Here is a 15,932-nt window from a genome sequence, read left to right as displayed (position 1 = left end):
GCGGTACGGGGCTGTACGGGCGGTGCGGGCGGTCGGGGGGCCCGCCCGTGGCGCGAGGGTGGTCCGTGCGAACCGTCGGCGGCCGAGACGGCTCAAGGTCCGGGCGGCCGGAGGTCACGGCGCCATGAAGCCGAGGCGGTCACAGGCCGAGGCGGTCAGAGGCCGAGGGGGCCTGAGCGGAGGTCCCCTACCAGTCGCGGCCCGAGCGCCCCTTCTTCGTGTCCGCCCGGCGCTTCTTCTCGCGCAGGCGGCGCTCATTTATCCCGCGCGGGACCTTCGACGTGCGCCGGGTGCGCGGCGGCGGCGCCGTCGCCTCGGCGAGAAGCGCCGCCAGCCGGACGGCCGCGGTCTCCCGGTTGCGCCACTGTGAGCGGTGCTCCGACGCGCGTACGGCGATCACGCCACCGTCGACCAGCCGGGCCGCGAGCCGCTCCAGCGCGCGCTCCTGCCACACCGGGGGCAGGGCCTTCGTGTTCGCCAGGTCGAAACGCAGCTCGACCTGCGAGTCGGTCGTGTTGACGTGCTGGCCACCGGGCCCCGACGACCGGGAGAAACGCCACATCAGCTCGGCCTCCGGCAAGGAGACCGAACCCCTGATGACATACGGCGGCCCGGACATGTGTCCCATGTTCTCGCGTCCCTGGCCGGGCGTCATCCCGTTTTGGCGCGGAGACACCCCGCGCGGCCCCGGCGCCGGGACCATCGGGGCGCCCGCAGGGGGACGGCCGGAGCGCCGGACAGCCCGGCCGCGGGGGCCGCGGACCGCAGAGCGGACGCGCGGACCACCGAACGGCCACGGACCGCAGAGCGGACGCGGACCTCCGAATGGCCGCGGACCGCAGAACGGCCTGAGGTCCCTGGGTGCCGGGCTTCCGGTGCCGAACGCATCAGAGCCGGGTAAAGAAAGTAAAGCCGATGGAACCCGCCACTCCCCTGGTCGCGTTGTAGGGGGTGGCGGTAGCTTCCCAACCGTCACCGGCGTTCGCAACGAAAGGGACAATTCCCATGGCTGTAAGCCTGTCCAAGGGCGGCAACATCTCGCTCACGAAGGAGGCCCCCGGCCTCACCGCCGTCACGGTCGGCCTCGGCTGGGACGTCCGCACCACGACCGGTAAGGACTTCGACCTCGACGCCTCCGCCATCGCGGTGAAGGCGGACGGCAAGGTCGTGTCCGACGGCCACTTCATCTTCTTCAACAACAAGAGCGCCCCGGACCAGTCCATCGTGCACACCGGCGACAACGTCACCGGGCAGGGCGAGGGGGACGACGAGCAGATCAACGTCAACCTGGCGGCCCTGCCGGCCGACTGCGACAAGGTCGTCTTCCCCGTCTCCATCTACGACGCGGACAACCGCCAGCAGAACTTCGGCCAGGTGCGCAACGCGTACATCCGCGTCGTCAACCAGGCCGGTGGCGCCGAGATCGCCCGTTACGACCTGAGCGAGGACGCCGCCACGGAGACCGCCATGGTCTTCGGCGAGCTGTACCGCAACGGCGCCGAGTGGAAGTTCCGCGCCGTCGGCCAGGGTTACGCCTCGGGTCTGGTGGGCATCGCGACCGACTTCGGCGTCAATCTCTGAACGCTCGGTCCGACGTGAGCGTGGGGCCCGGCTCCGGCCGGGCCCCCGCGCGTACGCTGCCCGCATGATCGTCGAACCGCTGGAGCCCGTCGACGGCGACCTGCCCGGTCCGCTGCTCACCGAGCTGGCCGCGCTGTATGCGTCGGACCACGCGTTCCAGCAGCTCAGCGGCGACTTCCCGGACCCGGAGGCGATCCGCCCCGAACAGGTGGCGGCCTCCCTCGCCGACGAACTCGCCGAGCCCGGGGCCGAGGTGCTGCTGGCCCGCTCGGCGGGCCGGCTCGTAGCCGTCGCCGTCACGCTCGCCCAGGTCCCGGACCCCTGCGGCACCCGAACCGGTGCCACGCCGTTGTCCGACGGCGAGCCGGAGGGCGGGCCGGCCCCCGCGCCGGACGCAGCGGCCCGTCCCGCATCCGGCACGTCGGGCACGATCAGCACGTCCGCCACGTCCGCCACATCCAGCACGTCCGGCACGTCCGGTCCCGACGCGTGGATCGGTCTTCTGATGGTCCACGGGGAGATGCGGCGGATCGGTCACGGACGGCGGCTGGCCGAAGTCGTCGAGCGGCGGTTCGGGGACGCGGGCCGCTCCGGGGTCCGGCTCGGCGTACTGGAGAGCAACACCAGGGCCCTCGCCTTCTGGACCGCTCTCGGTTACGAGGAGATCGACCGGCGGCCCGACCGGCGACTCGGCCGGCCCTGCGTCGTACTCCGCAAGGACCTGACCGGGACCTGAGAGCCCCGGCACCACCGGCATCGACACGGCCCTCCGCACCCGCTCCCGCACCGGCACCGGCTCACCAGCACCGGGCACGCTCTTGCTTCTACGGCTTCGGCTTCGGTTTCGGTTTCTTCGTGCCGTACAGCCAGGTCCGCCAGACCTCGGAGTCCAGCCGCTTCCCCCGGGCGCCCGCCTCCTTTTGCGCATAGGACAGGAAATCCGCCGTCGACGCGTTCCCGTAACGGTGGGACCGCGGCCAGCCCCGGAGGATACGGAAGAAGGCGGTGTCACCCACGACTTCCCGTACCCGCTGCAGGACCATGGCGCCGCGCCCGTACACCGGCGACGCCGAGATGTCTGCCGCCTTCGGCGGATCGGCGGGCGAGAACGCCCAGTTGTCCGGGTCCTCGTAGGCCCGGGCGAAGCTGCGCGCGAGCGGCACCCGGTCCTTGCCCTTACGGCTGTCGAGCCAGAGCCATTCGCCGTATGTGGCGAAGCCCTCGTTCAGCCACATGTCGCGCCAGGTCGCGGGGGTCACGGCGTCCCCGTACCACTGGTGCGCCATCTCGTGCACGAGGGTGGACGTCGCGCTCGGTCCCGGCAGGAACGGGCGGTTCTGGGTCTCCAGGGCGTACCCGGCCTGGCCGGACCTCCCGATGATCACGCCGGTCGAGGAGAAGGGGAACGGGCCGAAGGTCTTCTCCTCCCACGCCATGATCCCCGGCAGGGCGTCCAGCAGCCGCCGGCCCTTCGACGCCGAGTCCGGGTCGGTGGCCGTGCAGACGGTGACGGGACGGCCGTCGGGGGAGGTTCCGGTGGCGGCGGGGAGCCGCGTCTGCCGGATCGCGTACGGGCCGATCGCGAGCGTGGCGAGGTACGACGCCATCGGCTGTGCGGTCCGCCAGACGTATGTGGTGGTGCCCGCACCCGTGCCCTCGCCGTTCCCCTGCCCCGGGCCGGACGCCGGGGCGCGGTACCGCGAGCGCAGCTCCCCGTTGGAGACCGCGGTGAGCGAAGAGGGGACGGTGACGGAGATGTCGTACGTGGACTTGTCCCCCGGCCGGTTGTCGGACGGGAACCACGCCATGGACCCGGTGGGCTCGCCGAGTGCCGCCACCCGCCGGCCGCCGTCGGAGACGAGCCAGCCCTCCTTGGACCCGTCGGGGTCGGTGATGGTGCGCGGCACGCCCGCATAGTGCACGACGGCGCGGAAGGTGTGACCGCGCCGCAGGTCGTGCCGCAGGCTCAGCGTCAGTTCCGAACGGGTCCGGGCGACGGAGGCGGGGGCGCCGTCGACGGTGGCGGAGGAAACGTTCATGCCCGCCAGGTCGAGGTTGAAGGCGCTCAGGTCCTGTGTCGCGCGGGCGGTGATCTCGGCGGTGCCGGCCAGCCGGCCGTCGCCGGGGGTGTAGGCGAGGGTGAGGCCGTAGTGCAGGGCGTCGTAGCCGCCGTTACCGAGACCGGTGAAGTACGGGTCGCCGACCCCCGAGGTGCCGGGACGCGCGCCCGCGTGCGCCTCGGTGCAACCGGAGAGGACCAGAGTGGCCGCGAGGACGGTCGCGGCGCCGCGGGCGGTGACCGCGGGCGTATGGCGTCTGCGGGTGATCACGAGGGCGATCGTAAGCGGGAGTGCGGTGCGGCGACAGCGCTGTGCGCCGCGTGGCGGCGCCCGGCCACGTCCGGGGGTGCCCGCGCCCGGTGGCACGTCCCGCACCGCAGGGCCGTGCGGGAGGGGCGGGTCGTGCGGGAACGGCGGCCGGCGCGGTGGGTACGAGGTAGGGGGCTCGGGCCAGGAGGGCGGCGGGCACGGGGGTACGGGGCTCGGGGCGGGAGGCCGGGCGGGAGGCCGGGCGCGGAAGGGCGGCGGGCACGGGGGCGGGAGGCCGGAGCGGGGCATGACACGATCGGCGGGTGCTCGACATCGGTTACTCGCTCTCCCGCCGCTTTCCCGACCCGCCGCAGACGGACTACCGCACCGCGGACTCCCGCTCGCTGCGGCACGACCTGTTCTGCGGGGACGTGTACCTGGCCGACACCACGGCCGACCGGGAACTGTCCACAGCCTGGGGATGGGTGCCCGTACTCGACTTCGCCTGGGCGCTGTGCGACATCGTGGAGCAGCTGGACCGCGATCCGCGAGGCAACCGGGCGGCCCAGCCCCAGTACGCCGAGCTGGACTTCACCGAGTCGAGCGACCGGATGCTGTTCATGCGCCGGTTCGGCTGGGTCGAGGTCGAGGCGGACTGGATGCCCGGCGACGAACCGCCGCTGACCTTCAACCACCGGGCGCTGCGCCGCGAGTCGCGGGACTTCCTGCACGACGTGATCGCGGACCTCACCGACCTGCACGAGGGGCTCGGGGACAACGTGCTCGTTTGGGACCTCCAGGCCCGCTTCCCGCGCATATAGGCCGGGTGGACCCCGGGAGGCCGCCCTCGTCGCACCGGTGTGTGACGGGTGGGGTGTGCCGTGTGACGTCAGCGATCCGTCATCATTCGGCCGCTCCCCGGCGACCCCGGCGCGCCTACCCTGGTCCTGGGCGGCCCGTCGGGCCCGCCCCTCCTCCGATCCGAGCGAGGCGACCATGCTCACCCCGGAGTCACCGCGACCACCCCGGACACCGCGACCACGGCTCTCCGACGACGGCGGGCAGACACCACCCGCCGTCCCGTCGGCCCGTTTCTCGGAGCTGCCCCGGCGCATCCGCCCGGAGGAGATGGTCGAGGAGGTACCGGCCGCACCGCCGAACGACCCCGAGATGGGGCGTAACGCGGAGAACGACTGGATGGTCCGCTACAGCGCCTGAGTGCGCTCCACGGTCCGACGCCTGGACCTCGACCTCGACCAGCATGCGCACCTCCTAGACGCCGACGAGCGCCGCTCCGCGCAGCCTGTGCTGCCGGCCCTCCCGGGGGCGCTCCGCCAGGACGAACACTCCAGCGCCCCGTTTCGCGCGGACCAGCCTGAGACCCGCGAGCACGCGCAGCGCCTCCCGCAGGGTCGACCTGCCGACGCCCAGTCGCTCCGCGAGCGCGGTCTCCGCGGGCAGCTTGCCGCCCACGGGCCACCGGCCCCCCGCGATCTCCTCACGGAGCCGGTTGGCCGCTCGTTCCACCAGGGGGCTCGGGCCGACTGCTTCCATCAGTGCCCGACCTCCACGCCCGACCTCGCCCTTCCCCAGTCAACCCCGCTCCCGCGGCGACAGGCCGCCCGGCACGCCTGGCACGCCCGGCGCGCCCAAGGCATTCCGCGAACCCGCTTGCCTCCGGGGACCGGCATGTCCGCGGGTGAGGACCGGGGGCTGAGGACCGCGGGCCGGGCGTCGAGGTCCCGAGGTGTGCGGGCCGCGGCCTCCGCTAGGAGTGGGTCAGCGCGTGGCCCGTCGTCGCGTCGACATGCTCGGGGATCTCCTCGTGACGGTCCCCGACCGACACCGTGCCCGACGGCTCGAACATCAGGATCGACGCACCCTCGGGAGACGAGGGCCGGTGCTCGATGCCCTTGCCCACCACGAAAACCGAGCCGCGCGTCAGCCGGACCACCCGCTCCGACCTCGTGCCTGGATCACGAAGCGCCCGGTCACGATCCCCGTCACCCTCGCGGCCTTCTTGGCCGCTCCCATGGCCCGCGGTCCGCCCGGTGTCCTCGCGCAGGGAGATGGTCAGTTCGCCGTCCAGTACGAGGAAGAACTCGTCGGTGGTGTCGTGGACGTGCCAGACGTGGTCGCCCCTGACCTTGGCGATCCGGACGTCGTAGTCATTCACCCGGGTCACGATCCGCGGGCTCCACAGCGCCTCGAAGCCCGCCAGGGCCTCCTGGAGCCGAACCGGTTCCGGCACGCTCGGCACGTCGTACGCCTCGGACGTGTCCGGTGTTGCCGGCGTGTCCGGTGCTCCCGGCGTGTCAGGGGTGCCGAGCGATCCTGCTGTGTCGGATGAGCCCGGTGTGTCAGGTGCGTCGTGCGCCCCGGGTGTGTTCGCGGTCGTCATGCGTCCATGGTCCCCGTGGCGCCGCCGCCGCACGAGTGATACGAATCGCATATGTCGCGCCGATCCTCGCACTCGGCCGGGACCTCCCCGCACTCCGTGGCACTCGTCGTCGACGAGGGGTCCAACCCCTTCGAGCTCGGCGTCGCCACGGAACTGTTCGGGCTGCGCAGGCCGGAGCTCGACCGGCCCTGGTACGACCTGACGCTCTGCGCCGCGGGCCCGGCCGTCGACATGCACCTCGGCCTGTTCACCCTGACCGGTGTCGCGGGCCTCGATGCCACGGAACGCGCCGGCACCGTGATCGTCCCCAACCGTCCCGATCCCGAGATCGAGCCCTCTCCCGCCGTCGTCGAGGCCGTCCGGCGCGCCGCCGACCGGGGGGCACGCCTCGTGAGCTTCTGCACCGGCGCGTTCACTCTCGCCGCCGCCGGTGTGCTGGACGGGCGCAGGGCCACCACCCACTGGCGGTGGGCCGACCTGTTCACCGCCCGCTTTCCCGCCGTACGTCTGGACCCCGACGTGCTGTACGTACGCGACGGCGACGTCTTCACCGCGGCGGGCAGCGCCGCCGCGCTCGATCTCTGCCTGCACCTGATCACCCTCGACCACGGCAGCGAGGTGGCGAACGCCGTCGGCCGCCGCCTCGTGTTCTCCGGTCATCGCGACGGCGGGCAACGGCAGTTCATCGAGCGCCCGGTCCCCGCCGTACGGGACGCGTCCCTCGCTCCCGTGCTGGACTGGGCACGCGCACAGGTGGACGGCCCGCTGACGATCGGCGGCCTCGCGGCTTACGCGAACGTCAGCCCCGCCACCCTGCACCGCCGCTTCCGCGCCGAACTCGGCACCACTCCGCTGGCCTGGCTCACGGGCGAACGTGTCGCGCTCGCCTGCCGGTTGATCGAGCGCGGCGAGGTCCGGGCGGACGTGGTGGCCCGGTCGAGCGGCCTCGGCACGGCGTCCAACCTGCGAGTCCAGCTGCACCGGCACACCGGCCTCACCCCCACCCGCTACCGCGAACGCTTCGGACCCCGCCCCGGATCCGCGCCGCCCGTCCCCCCGTCCCCACCCGCCTGACGGCGCGCGACACGGACGCCTGAGCCTGACACGTGACGCCAGGCGCCAGGCCCAAGGCCCCAGCGGCCCCAGGCGGTCGGCGCGCCGCGCGCGAGCGCCCTGCGAGGGACCGGCTCCGGAACCCGGCAGGACAACACTGCTGATTACCGGTCGATCGGGATCAATCTCGGCCACATACGCCTGCCTGGACCGGACGGCTCCTCGACGGCATCCCCCTCGCTCCGCCCTTCCGCCGCGATGGGTGCTACGCGGCCCCCAGGACGCCCGCCCGCCCGCGAAAGCGGAATCCGCGGACGTCCGAACCCGCGTCGCCACGCGCCGGGTTCCCGTGCCCCGGCGGAACGCGACGGCGAGGCAGCGTTCGCCAAGCAGTCGTAAACCGGCCAACCGGCAGGGATCTCCCGGCCGGTTTCTGTGATACGAGGAAGGGGGGCAAGAACGCAGGTCGTGAGCGCTCCCCCGCTCCGACCGCGCGCCGCCCCCGACGGCCGCTCCCGAACCTGAAACGGGAGCGGCCGTCCACCCGGCCGTCCGCCCCTTCGGCGACGTGCGCTCCGACCCGCCCGCACGGTTCCCGAGCGCCTCCGGCCGGGCCCCTCAGCCCAGTTCGAGGCTGGTCCCGCCGAAGACACGCCCGGCCGGGGTGGGCGGTGCCTCACCCGCGTACATCCGTACCGTGTACGAGCCCGGCACCAGTCCCCGCGCCTCCACCAGGGAGCGCGCGGCGGCGTGCCCTTCGGGTACGTCCACGACGACGTCGCTGTCCGGATCCGCGTGCGCGAGCAGCGCGTCCAGCAGGGCGCCCGCGTCCTCGGGCGTGTCCGCGAACAGGGGGCCCACCCGGTGACCGGACCTGGCCGGACGGATCACGCCGTACCCCCGGATCACGCCGCCCCGCAGCCGTACGTAGGCGACATGCCCGGGCTCCGCCAGCCACCGGCCGAGGAAGCCGCGCCGCTCGGCGGGAAAACAGCGGGCGTCATACGCGGCGACGCGGTCCAGCAGGGCTCCCCTCTCGCGCACCACGCCGTCGGCGAGCGAGGGATCGGCCGGCGGCTGACCGGGGGCCGGCGCATCAGCACTCCACGGGCCGGCGTTCGGCGGACGGCCGGCAGGCAGCGGGGCCGGGAGCCGACCCGCCGGGGGTGGCGGCGCGGACCGGCGCGGGGGACGGCCTCCGTACCGCAGGGAGCGGTACGCCGCCACGAAACCGGAACGCCGGTACGTCGCCTCCTGCTCCGGCACCGCGTCCAGTCCGATCGTCCGCGACCCCGCGTGCGGCACGGCCGCCTGCCAGGTGGCGAGGCCGAGTCCACGCCCGCGCAGAGCGGGCCGGACGAGGTAGTGGCCGAGGAACGCGTACCCCTCGGAGTACCTGACGACGGAGACCGCGGAGACCGGGCGGCCACCGAGACGGCCCACGAAGAACCCCTCGGGATCGGTGGGGTGGAAGCAGGCCGTGTCACGCAGGCCGGGGTTCCAGTTCTCGCCGGCCGCCCACTCCTCCACCTGCGCCCAGTCGGCGACGGAGGCCGGGGCGACGACGAGTCGGTCCTCGCGGGGCGCCGGGATGCCGGGCTCGGTCATGGCGGTCGTTTCGTCCCTCCGGTCGGCGGCGGGCCTCGCGACGGCCGCCGCGCGACCGCCGTCCGCCGTTTCCTGGCATGGCGTCACTCACCGTACCGAACCCGGGACTTCGCGTCACCGCTCGCGGTGCGACGGGCCGCCCCGGGCGAGCTTCCCGATGCCCGGCACACCTCCGCACCTGCTGGAGGCGGCAGGCCCGTGCCGGTCCTGTCAGGAACACGGGCGGGCCGTGCGTGACGACGGCGGGCGGGCCGGCGCGTCCGCTCGGTCACGTCGGTGCGAGCGCCCTCAGCGACGCCCTCGAACGGGAGACGGGCCTCACACCCGGCGCTACCGCGACGATCACCTGCCACCGAGGTCGCCGCCGCCATGCGTCGCGCCGCGGAAACGGGGTAGGCGGCGCTGCGCACGGATACGCGACCGACACGCGAGGGTCCCTGCTCCTCCCGACGCCCCGGGGAACCGGAACCACCCGAGGAGCCCGAGGGACCCGCGTACGCACGCAGCCCGGCCGGACATCGGCGGGGCCGAGCGGGTCCTGGACGGCACGGCGAGCAGCCGGACCGGACCGGCTGCGACCGGATCAGAGCGGACCGGCCCCGGGCCGGCCCGGAGATCCGTGCGCCCGACCAATCCCGTACGCCCGCGGTGACGAATGTGCATTGACGTTCCGCGGTCGATGCCGCGTGCGAGAACCACACTCGGAGGAGAGCCGCGTGAAAGAGGCCGTTCATATCGGCGAACCCGTCCCCGTGGGCCCTGACCTGGAGGAACTGCTCGGCCTGGTGGCACGGGGCGACCAGGAGGCCTTCTCACGCGTCTACGACATGGTCTGCGGGCCCGTGCTGGGGCTCGTACGCTCCGTGCTGCGCGATCCGGCACAGTCCGAGGAAGTGGCGCAGGAGGTCCTCCTTGAGGTCTGGCGCATGGCGGCCCGGTACCGGCACGACAAGGGCAGCGGCATGACCTGGGTGCTGACGCTCGCCCACCGGCGCGCGGTGGACCGCGTCCGGTCGGCGCAGGCGGCCAGCGACCGCGAGCAGAAGGCGGCCCTGCTGGACCGCACCCCGTCGTTCGACGAGGTGACCGAGCAGGTGGAAGCCCGGCTCGAACGCGAACAGGTACGGCGCTGCCTGCGCACGCTCACCGAGTTGCAGCGCCAGTCGGTCACCCTCGCGTACTACCAGGGACTGCTCTACCGCGAGGTCGCCGAACTGCTGTCGGTGCCTCTCGGCACGGTGAAAACCCGGCTCAGAGACGGTCTGATCCGGCTGCGCGACTGCCTGGGGGTGACGGTATGACCACCGCTGACCTGCATACCCTGACGGGTGCCTACGCCTTGCACGCGCTCGATCCGGCGGAGAGCGCCGAGTTCGAGCGTCATCTGCTGGCGTGCCCCGCGTGCGCCCAGGAGGTCGCCGAACTGTCGGCCACCGCCGGGCGCCTCGGCCTGGCGGTGTCCGTGATCCCGCCGAACGCCCTCAAGGAACGCGTCATGCGGAGCGTCGCGACCGAGCGCCAACTGCCGCCCGCCGTACCAGGGGCGGGCCGGCCCGGCCCCGGCGGCCGGCGGCGGCGGGCCCTGACGCGATGGGCCCTCGCCGCGTGCGTCGCGGCGGCGGCCGGGCTCGGCGGGGTCGCCGTCTGGCAGCACCAGGAGGCGCAGGACGCCCGTGCGCAAGTGCAGGCAGCGCAGCACGACTCCCGCCGGCTGGCGACCGTACTGTCGGCGCCCGACGCCCGCACGACAGCCGGGAAACTCAGCGACGGCGCCAGCGGCACGGTCGTCGTCTCCCGCTCGCAGAACCGCGCCGCGTTCATCGCGTCCGGACTGCCGAAACCACCGAACGGCAAGGTCTACCAGCTCTGGTACGACGACGCGGGCACGATGCGCCCGGCCGGCCTGATCACCTCGCCCTCGGCCTCGCAGGCCGTACTCCTGACAGGCCACATCGGCAAGGCGTCGGCCATGGGAATCACCGTCGAACCCGCCGGCGGCTCCACGTCGCCGACGTCGAACCCGCTCGCGCTGATGAAGTTCCCCGCGTGACCGCATGACCGCGTGAGTACGTGCGTACGTGACCGCGTGAGTGCGTGACCGCGTGAGTACGTGCGTACGTGACCGCGTGAGTGCGTGACCGCGTGAGTACGTGCGTGCGCGGCCGGGCCGGCTGACCGGGCTGTACGGCCCGGTGGCTGCCCCGCCGGGCGGCCAGGCAGCCGCGTGGCCGCCCGACCGTTCGACCGCGCCGACGTGTCGGCGCCGCACCGCCTGTGGCCGCTCCGGCTCGTCGCCGGGGCGGCCACCCGCGTACGGACCCATGATCTACGGGCGTCGGCCGCCGATCCCCGGACGCGGGCCCCCGGCCGACGCACCACGGGGAGGACCAGCGCGGCTCGGCTCCGCCGGAAGCAACCGCCGCAGGCGGGAGCGCGACCCGGACGCTCACCACGGGGACGGGCGCCACGGGTGCCTGCGAGGTCCGGGCGTGAGGCACGAGCACGGCGTGCACCCGTATCACCCACGTGCACGGCCGCCACGGTCCACCGGCGCGACGCCGAGGGGCGGTCACCCCGATGTACGGGTGACCGCCCCTCGGCGTGAGCCCGCTACGGCCCGCCACGCACCTACCGCGTCACCGCGTCACATCTTCGGCATCAGAACGCTGTCGATGATGTAGACCGTCGCGTTGGAGGTCGGCACGTTGCCGCAGACGATGTTCGCGGTGTCGTTCACCTTGAAGGCGTCGCCGGAGCCGGCCGTCATGACCTTCTCCTTCTCCAGGGAGGCGAACGCGCCGTTGCCGAGCTGCGACGGCGTCACCCTCTGGCCCACCACGTGGTACGTGAGGATCTTCGTCAGCGTCGCCTTGTCACTGAGGACCTTGTCGAGCTGAGCCTTCGGGATCTTGGCGAACGCCTCGTTGGTGGGCGCGAACACCGTGATGCCCTTGGCGTTGTTGAGGGTGTCGACGAGTCCGGCCTTCTTCACGGCCGTGACCAGCGTGGACAGGTCGGGGTTGTTCGACGCCGCGGTGGCCACCGGGTCCTGCGACATGCCGTTGAAGCTGCCGGCGCCGCTCTTGGGAACGGACGAACAGGCAGGCCCGAACGGCTGGTCCATCGTGCTGGGGGCGCTCGACGCGGAGGCCTTGGGCGGCATCGCCGACGAGGCTGCGGAGCCCGCCTTGTCGCTGCTCTTGCTGTTGTCGCTCGAACACGCCGTCAGGACGACCGGCAGGGCGAGGGCGGCGGCGGCGATGGCGGCGGTCCGCTGGAAACGCTGGGCGATCATGAGGTTCTCCTTCTGGTCGGCGCACATCCGTGTGCACCCTGGGGGGTTGGGTCGTGACTGGGGAATGACTGGCTGTTCCGGCCGCACCCGGCCCGGTTGTCGCGGGCCGGCCGCGGGTGCCGGGCCGAAGACGCACGGGCGAGGCCAGGTCAGGAAGGCGTGTCCCGCCCGACGGCGACGCGGTGGGGGAATCAGGGCACGGCGACCACCACCGAATGCCAGCCGGTGGCGCCGTTCGGCACCGTCCCGACGCGCTTCTCCGTCTGCGTGTAGCCCGTGCGGTCGGTGGCACGGACCTCCAACGTGTGGCTGCCCGACGTGGCGGGCCACGGCCACATCCACTGGCGCCAGGTGTCGCGGGTGTCCTCCGCACCGAGCTTCGCCTCGTGCCACGGCCCGCCGTCGACCCGGACCTCGACCCGGGCTATGCCCCTGCGCTGTGCCCAGGCCACACCGGCGACCGGCACCACACCCGCCTTCGGGCTCGCGAACGGCCGTGGTGTGTCGATCCGGGACTCGGTCTTGATGGGCGCCTCACGCGACCACGTCCGCTTGACCCAGTAGGCGTCGAAGTCGTCGAACGTGGTGAGTTCGAGATCCGTCAGCCACTTGCAGGCGGAGACGTACCCGTACAGGCCCGGCACCAGCATGCGTACGGGGAAGCCGTGCGCGAACGGCAGCGGTTCGCCGTTCATCCCGAGGACGAGCAACGCGTCCCGGCCGTCCATCACCGTCTCCACGGGGGAGCCGATCGTCATCCCGTCGACGGAGCGCGCGACGAGCTGGTCGGCCGGCCCGCCCTCGGACGGGGGCCGTACACCCGCCTCCCGGAGAACGTCGGCGAGGTGGACCCCGATCCAACGGGCGTTGCCGACGTACGGGCCACCCACCTCGTTCGAGACACACGTGAGGGTGATGTCACGCTCGACGAGGTCACGCCGCAGCAGGTCCCGGAACGTCAGTGTCACCGGCCGGCGCACCCCCTTGCCGTGCAGCCGCAGCTTCCACGTCATGGCATCCACCTGCGGAACGGCCAGCGCGGTGTCCACCCGGTAGAAGTCCTTGGTGGACGTCATGAACGGGCTGAGACCCGCCACCCCCAGGTGCGCCCCGGCCGGGACCGGCCGGGCAGGCGACGCCGGGCGCGGCAGGACGATGTCCGCGCGGTCCGCCGCCTGCGCCGCCGCCTTGTCGCTGTTGAGGTGCCGGCCGAGAGCGCCCGCCCCGGCCGAGGCCGCCGCAGCCGCTGTCGCGGCGACGACGAACCCACGCCGGTCGAACACGCCCCGCACGAGGGGCACGTCCCCGGGCCCCGCCCCCGGCCGAATACCGGGCCCTGCCCCGGGCCCGTTTCCGGACTCGGTGCCGGACGCCGAAGCGGTGCTGGGCCCGGACGCGATGCCGGTGTCGGGCTCGGAGTCGGTGCAGGACGCCGACTCGCTGCCGGGCTCGAACGGACTCCCGGTCCCGGACTCGGACTCGGACCCGGACGCTCGGACGGGCACGCGACCGGTCCTGGTGCCGGACGCGGGCGTGCTCTCACGGCCCGCCGCCTTCCGCGACCCTGCCGCGTCATCCGAACCGGTCGCATCCCGGGCCGCTTCCTGGCTGAGTGTCCCGGCCCCGCCCCCGTACGGGGCCGGAACCCGGCCGACCAGCCAATGGAGCAGCCCGCAGGCCACCACTCCACCCACGGCGGACGGCAGGACATCGGACAGTCGCGCGTCCGGCCGGGTCGACGCCGCGGCGACACCCACAGCACCGAACAGGAGCGCGACGCCGGCACCCGTCCTGCGGTACCGGAGGGCGAACACCCCGACGGCGACGGCGAACAGAGCCAGGACGACCACGATGCCCAGCTGCAGCACCGCCTTGTCGTTGGTCCCGAAGTGCCGTACCGCGAAGTCCTTCAGCGCGGGCGGGGTGCGGTCGACGGCCGCGCCACCCACCACCGTGACCGGACTCGCCTCGGGGCGTACCGCCGCCGAGACCAGTTCCGCCACGGCGAGCGCCGCGAACCCCGAGAGCAAACCGCTCGTCGCGCCCAGCAGGACACGCGGTCCCCGGCCGCCCCGACGCCCGGGGCGGCCCTTCGGTGTGCCGACTTCCGTATCTCCACTCACGACGGCCATTCGGCGCAACGAGCTCCCGGGATTGGTCATTCACACGTGGGAATGAAATCGCCCGGCCGATGCGAACCGGAGTACGACGGGGACCAGTCCTCAGTGGCTTCCGCTCCGAAGGACCCACGTGAGGGGCACGACCGGACGGCCCCGCAGGGAAGGAGAACGATGAGTGGAGCGGCGCGGAGCACGGCCGTCGTGGGCAGCGGAGTGGCCGGCCTGACGGCCGCCTGGATCCTGCGCGGAGGCGGCCACGAGGTGACGCTCTACGAGGCCGACGACCGGCTCGGCGGCCATGCGCACACACACGACGCAGCCTCCGCCGACGGCCGGATACACGGGGTCGACTCCGGCTTCATCGTGCACAACGCGCGCACGTATCCGTATCTCCTGCGCCTCTTGCGGGAACTGGACGTGCGGACGCAGGAGTCGGAGATGAGCATGTCCGTACGCTGCGAGGGCTGCGGCCTTCAGTACGCGGGCGCACGCGGCCTCCGCGGTGTGTTCGCCCAGCCGCGCAACATCCTCAATCCCTCCTATCTGCGCATGCTCGGCGAGATCCCCCGCTTCCACCGCGCGGCCCGCCGCCTGTTGACGCGGGACACCCGGGAGCGAGAGCAGGAGCAGCCTTCGCGGGAAGGTCAGGAACACGGGAACCCCGTTCCCGAGGCGCCGGCAACGCGTCGCGCGGCGGCGACGGACGCGGGGCGGGAGCCGGCCGCACAGGCCACCACCCTCGGTGCGTTCCTCGACGCGGGCGGCTTCTCCCGCTACTTCATCGCTCATTTCATCACCCCCCTGGTCTCGGCCGTCTGGTCCTGCGACGGGCAGACGGCGCTGCGCTATCCCGCTCACTACCTGTTCCGCTTCCTCGACCACCACGGCCTGCTGTCCGTCAGCGACTCCCCCTCCTGGCGCACGGTGACCGGAGGCTCGCGAACGTATGTGGAACGCATCGGCAAACAACTCACCGCCGTCCACACGGCGACTCCCGTACGCACGATCGCCCGGGGCCCGCGCGGAGCCACCGTCACCGCCGAGGACGGCCGCACCACGTCGTACGACGGTGTGGTGATCGCCGTCCATCCCGGCGAGGCCCTACGGCTTCTCGCCGACGCCACCGACGAGGAACGGCAGGTGCTCGGGGCCTTCCGCTACTCCCGCAACCCGGCCCAGCTGCACACCGACACATCCCTGCTGCCGAGTGCGGCCGGCGCCGCGGCGTCATGGAACATGCGCCTCCCGAGCTGCGACGCGAGCGCGGCGGCCGTCCGCATCAGCTACGACATGAACCGGCTCCAGCGCCTCGACGCGCCCGAGCGGTACGTCGTGACGCTCAACGGCGCGGACCTCGTCGACGAGGGGAGCGTCATCGCCCACGTGGACTACGAACACCCCGTGTACACACCGGAATCGGTGGCCGCGCAGCACCACCTGCCCGGCCTGAACACCGGTGTCACCGCCTACGCCGGCGCCTACCACGGCTGGGGTTTCCACGAGGACGGCTGTCGCTCCGGGGTGCGGGCGGCCGCCTCACTGGGGGTGGACTGGTGACACCGACG

At 73.1% G+C, this 15,932-nt stretch carries 15 protein-coding genes; 8 read left to right on the top strand and 7 right to left on the bottom strand.

Translation table 11 applies throughout. The features are described 5' to 3' along the window. Window positions 1-187: 187 nt before the first annotated feature. Window positions 188-619, bottom strand: a complete 432-nt coding sequence (gene arfB / locus OG310_RS19925) for an alternative ribosome rescue aminoacyl-tRNA hydrolase ArfB (RefSeq protein WP_329457232.1) — start codon at window positions 617-619, stop codon at window positions 188-190. A 386-nt stretch (window positions 620-1,005) separates the two neighbouring features. Here arfB and OG310_RS19920 point away from each other — a divergent pair, with 386 nt between their 5' ends. Together OG310_RS19920 and OG310_RS19915 are read left to right on the top strand one after the other, a co-directional pair. Continuing rightward, complete coding sequence (locus OG310_RS19920; RefSeq protein ID WP_329457231.1) at window positions 1,006-1,581, top strand: TerD family protein; 576 nt, start codon at window positions 1,006-1,008, stop codon at window positions 1,579-1,581. 64 nt (window positions 1,582-1,645) lie between these two features. Continuing rightward, window positions 1,646-2,317 (top strand): GNAT family N-acetyltransferase, encoded by a 672-nt coding sequence (locus tag OG310_RS19915; protein ID WP_329457230.1) that lies wholly within the window; start codon window positions 1,646-1,648, stop codon window positions 2,315-2,317. A gap of 88 nt (window positions 2,318-2,405) precedes the next feature. Here the strand turns inward: OG310_RS19915 and OG310_RS19910 are convergent, their stop codons facing one another. After that, a complete protein-coding gene (locus OG310_RS19910; protein WP_329457229.1) occupies window positions 2,406-3,911 on the bottom strand; it encodes a M1 family metallopeptidase in 1,506 nt (501 codons plus the stop codon). A 302-nt stretch (window positions 3,912-4,213) separates the two neighbouring features. Between OG310_RS19910 and OG310_RS19905 the strand changes: the two genes are divergently transcribed. Together OG310_RS19905 and OG310_RS19900 are read left to right on the top strand one after the other, a co-directional pair. Next, on the top strand, window positions 4,214-4,711 hold the full coding sequence (locus OG310_RS19905) for a hypothetical protein (protein WP_329457228.1): 498 nt from the start codon (window positions 4,214-4,216) through the stop codon (window positions 4,709-4,711). A 175-nt stretch (window positions 4,712-4,886) separates the two neighbouring features. Continuing rightward, window positions 4,887-5,108: a hypothetical protein gene (locus OG310_RS19900; RefSeq protein WP_329457227.1), complete on the top strand. Its 222-nt coding sequence runs from the start codon at window positions 4,887-4,889 to the stop codon at window positions 5,106-5,108. Window positions 5,109-5,162: 54 nt separating this feature from the next. Here the strand turns inward: OG310_RS19900 and OG310_RS19895 are convergent, their stop codons facing one another. Next, entirely contained in the window at window positions 5,163-5,444 is a 282-nt protein-coding gene (locus tag OG310_RS19895) for a FadR/GntR family transcriptional regulator (RefSeq protein WP_443078699.1), read from the bottom strand. A 214-nt stretch (window positions 5,445-5,658) separates the two neighbouring features. Beyond that, on the bottom strand, window positions 5,659-6,150 hold the full coding sequence (locus OG310_RS19890) for a cupin domain-containing protein (RefSeq protein ID WP_443078869.1): 492 nt from the start codon (window positions 6,148-6,150) through the stop codon (window positions 5,659-5,661). A 192-nt stretch (window positions 6,151-6,342) separates the two neighbouring features. On the opposite strand from OG310_RS19890, the gene OG310_RS19885 reads away from it, so the two are divergent. Continuing rightward, window positions 6,343-7,365: a helix-turn-helix domain-containing protein gene (locus OG310_RS19885; RefSeq protein ID WP_329457226.1), complete on the top strand. Its 1,023-nt coding sequence runs from the start codon at window positions 6,343-6,345 to the stop codon at window positions 7,363-7,365. A gap of 597 nt (window positions 7,366-7,962) precedes the next feature. Here OG310_RS19885 and OG310_RS19880 read toward each other — a convergent pair. After that, a complete protein-coding gene (locus OG310_RS19880) occupies window positions 7,963-8,952 on the bottom strand; it encodes a GNAT family N-acetyltransferase (protein WP_329457225.1) in 990 nt (329 codons plus the stop codon). Between the two features lie 716 nt (window positions 8,953-9,668). On the opposite strand from OG310_RS19880, the gene OG310_RS19875 reads away from it, so the two are divergent. Together OG310_RS19875 and OG310_RS19870 are read left to right on the top strand one after the other, a co-directional pair. Then, window positions 9,669-10,253 carry a sigma-70 family RNA polymerase sigma factor gene (locus tag OG310_RS19875; protein WP_329457224.1) on the top strand — a complete coding sequence of 195 codons (585 nt, stop codon included), beginning with the start codon at window positions 9,669-9,671 and terminating at the stop codon, window positions 10,251-10,253. Beyond that, window positions 10,250-11,002 carry an anti-sigma factor gene (locus OG310_RS19870; RefSeq protein WP_329457223.1) on the top strand — a complete coding sequence of 251 codons (753 nt, stop codon included), beginning with the start codon at window positions 10,250-10,252 and terminating at the stop codon, window positions 11,000-11,002. Before OG310_RS19875 ends, OG310_RS19870 begins: the two co-directional genes overlap by 4 nt. Window positions 11,003-11,596: 594 nt before the next feature. Here the strand turns inward: OG310_RS19870 and OG310_RS19865 are convergent. Both OG310_RS19865 and OG310_RS19860 read right to left on the bottom strand, forming a co-directional pair. Further along, the gene (locus OG310_RS19865) at window positions 11,597-12,247 is read right to left on the bottom strand and encodes a fasciclin domain-containing protein (protein ID WP_329457222.1); all 651 of its coding nucleotides are present in this window, start codon (window positions 12,245-12,247) and stop codon (window positions 11,597-11,599) included. Window positions 12,248-12,438: 191 nt separating this feature from the next. Continuing rightward, window positions 12,439-14,370 carry a molybdopterin-dependent oxidoreductase gene (locus OG310_RS19860; protein WP_443078698.1) on the bottom strand — a complete coding sequence of 644 codons (1,932 nt, stop codon included), beginning with the start codon at window positions 14,368-14,370 and terminating at the stop codon, window positions 12,439-12,441. A gap of 168 nt (window positions 14,371-14,538) precedes the next feature. Here OG310_RS19860 and OG310_RS19855 point away from each other — a divergent pair, with 168 nt between their 5' ends. After that, entirely contained in the window at window positions 14,539-15,924 is a 1,386-nt protein-coding gene (locus OG310_RS19855; protein ID WP_329457221.1) for an NAD(P)/FAD-dependent oxidoreductase, read from the top strand. Window positions 15,925-15,932: the final 8 nt, after the last annotated feature.

The organism is Streptomyces sp. NBC_01497 (genome assembly GCF_036250695.1).
Taxonomy (GTDB): Bacteria; Actinomycetota; Actinomycetes; order Streptomycetales; family Streptomycetaceae; genus Streptomyces.
The sequence above is the reverse complement of the archived record's forward strand: the minus strand, read 5'-3'. Positions and strand labels throughout refer to the sequence as shown.

Coding starts and splice junctions, on each gene's coding strand:
- arfB (WP_329457232.1), bottom strand. CDS start 619: ATGTCCGGGCCGCCGTATGTCATCAGGGGTTCGGTCTCCTTGCCGGAG.
- OG310_RS19920 (WP_329457231.1), top strand. CDS start 1,006: ATGGCTGTAAGCCTGTCCAAGGGCGGCAACATCTCGCTCACGAAGGAG.
- OG310_RS19915 (WP_329457230.1), top strand. CDS start 1,646: ATGATCGTCGAACCGCTGGAGCCCGTCGACGGCGACCTGCCCGGTCCG.
- OG310_RS19900 (WP_329457227.1), top strand. CDS start 4,887: ATGCTCACCCCGGAGTCACCGCGACCACCCCGGACACCGCGACCACGG.
- OG310_RS19895 (WP_443078699.1), bottom strand. CDS start 5,444: ATGGAAGCAGTCGGCCCGAGCCCCCTGGTGGAACGAGCGGCCAACCGG.
- OG310_RS19885 (WP_329457226.1), top strand. CDS start 6,343: ATGTCGCGCCGATCCTCGCACTCGGCCGGGACCTCCCCGCACTCCGTG.
- OG310_RS19880 (WP_329457225.1), bottom strand. CDS start 8,952: ATGACCGAGCCCGGCATCCCGGCGCCCCGCGAGGACCGACTCGTCGTC.
- OG310_RS19870 (WP_329457223.1), top strand. CDS start 10,250: ATGACCACCGCTGACCTGCATACCCTGACGGGTGCCTACGCCTTGCAC.
- OG310_RS19865 (WP_329457222.1), bottom strand. CDS start 12,247: ATGATCGCCCAGCGTTTCCAGCGGACCGCCGCCATCGCCGCCGCCGCC.
- OG310_RS19855 (WP_329457221.1), top strand. CDS start 14,539: ATGAGTGGAGCGGCGCGGAGCACGGCCGTCGTGGGCAGCGGAGTGGCC.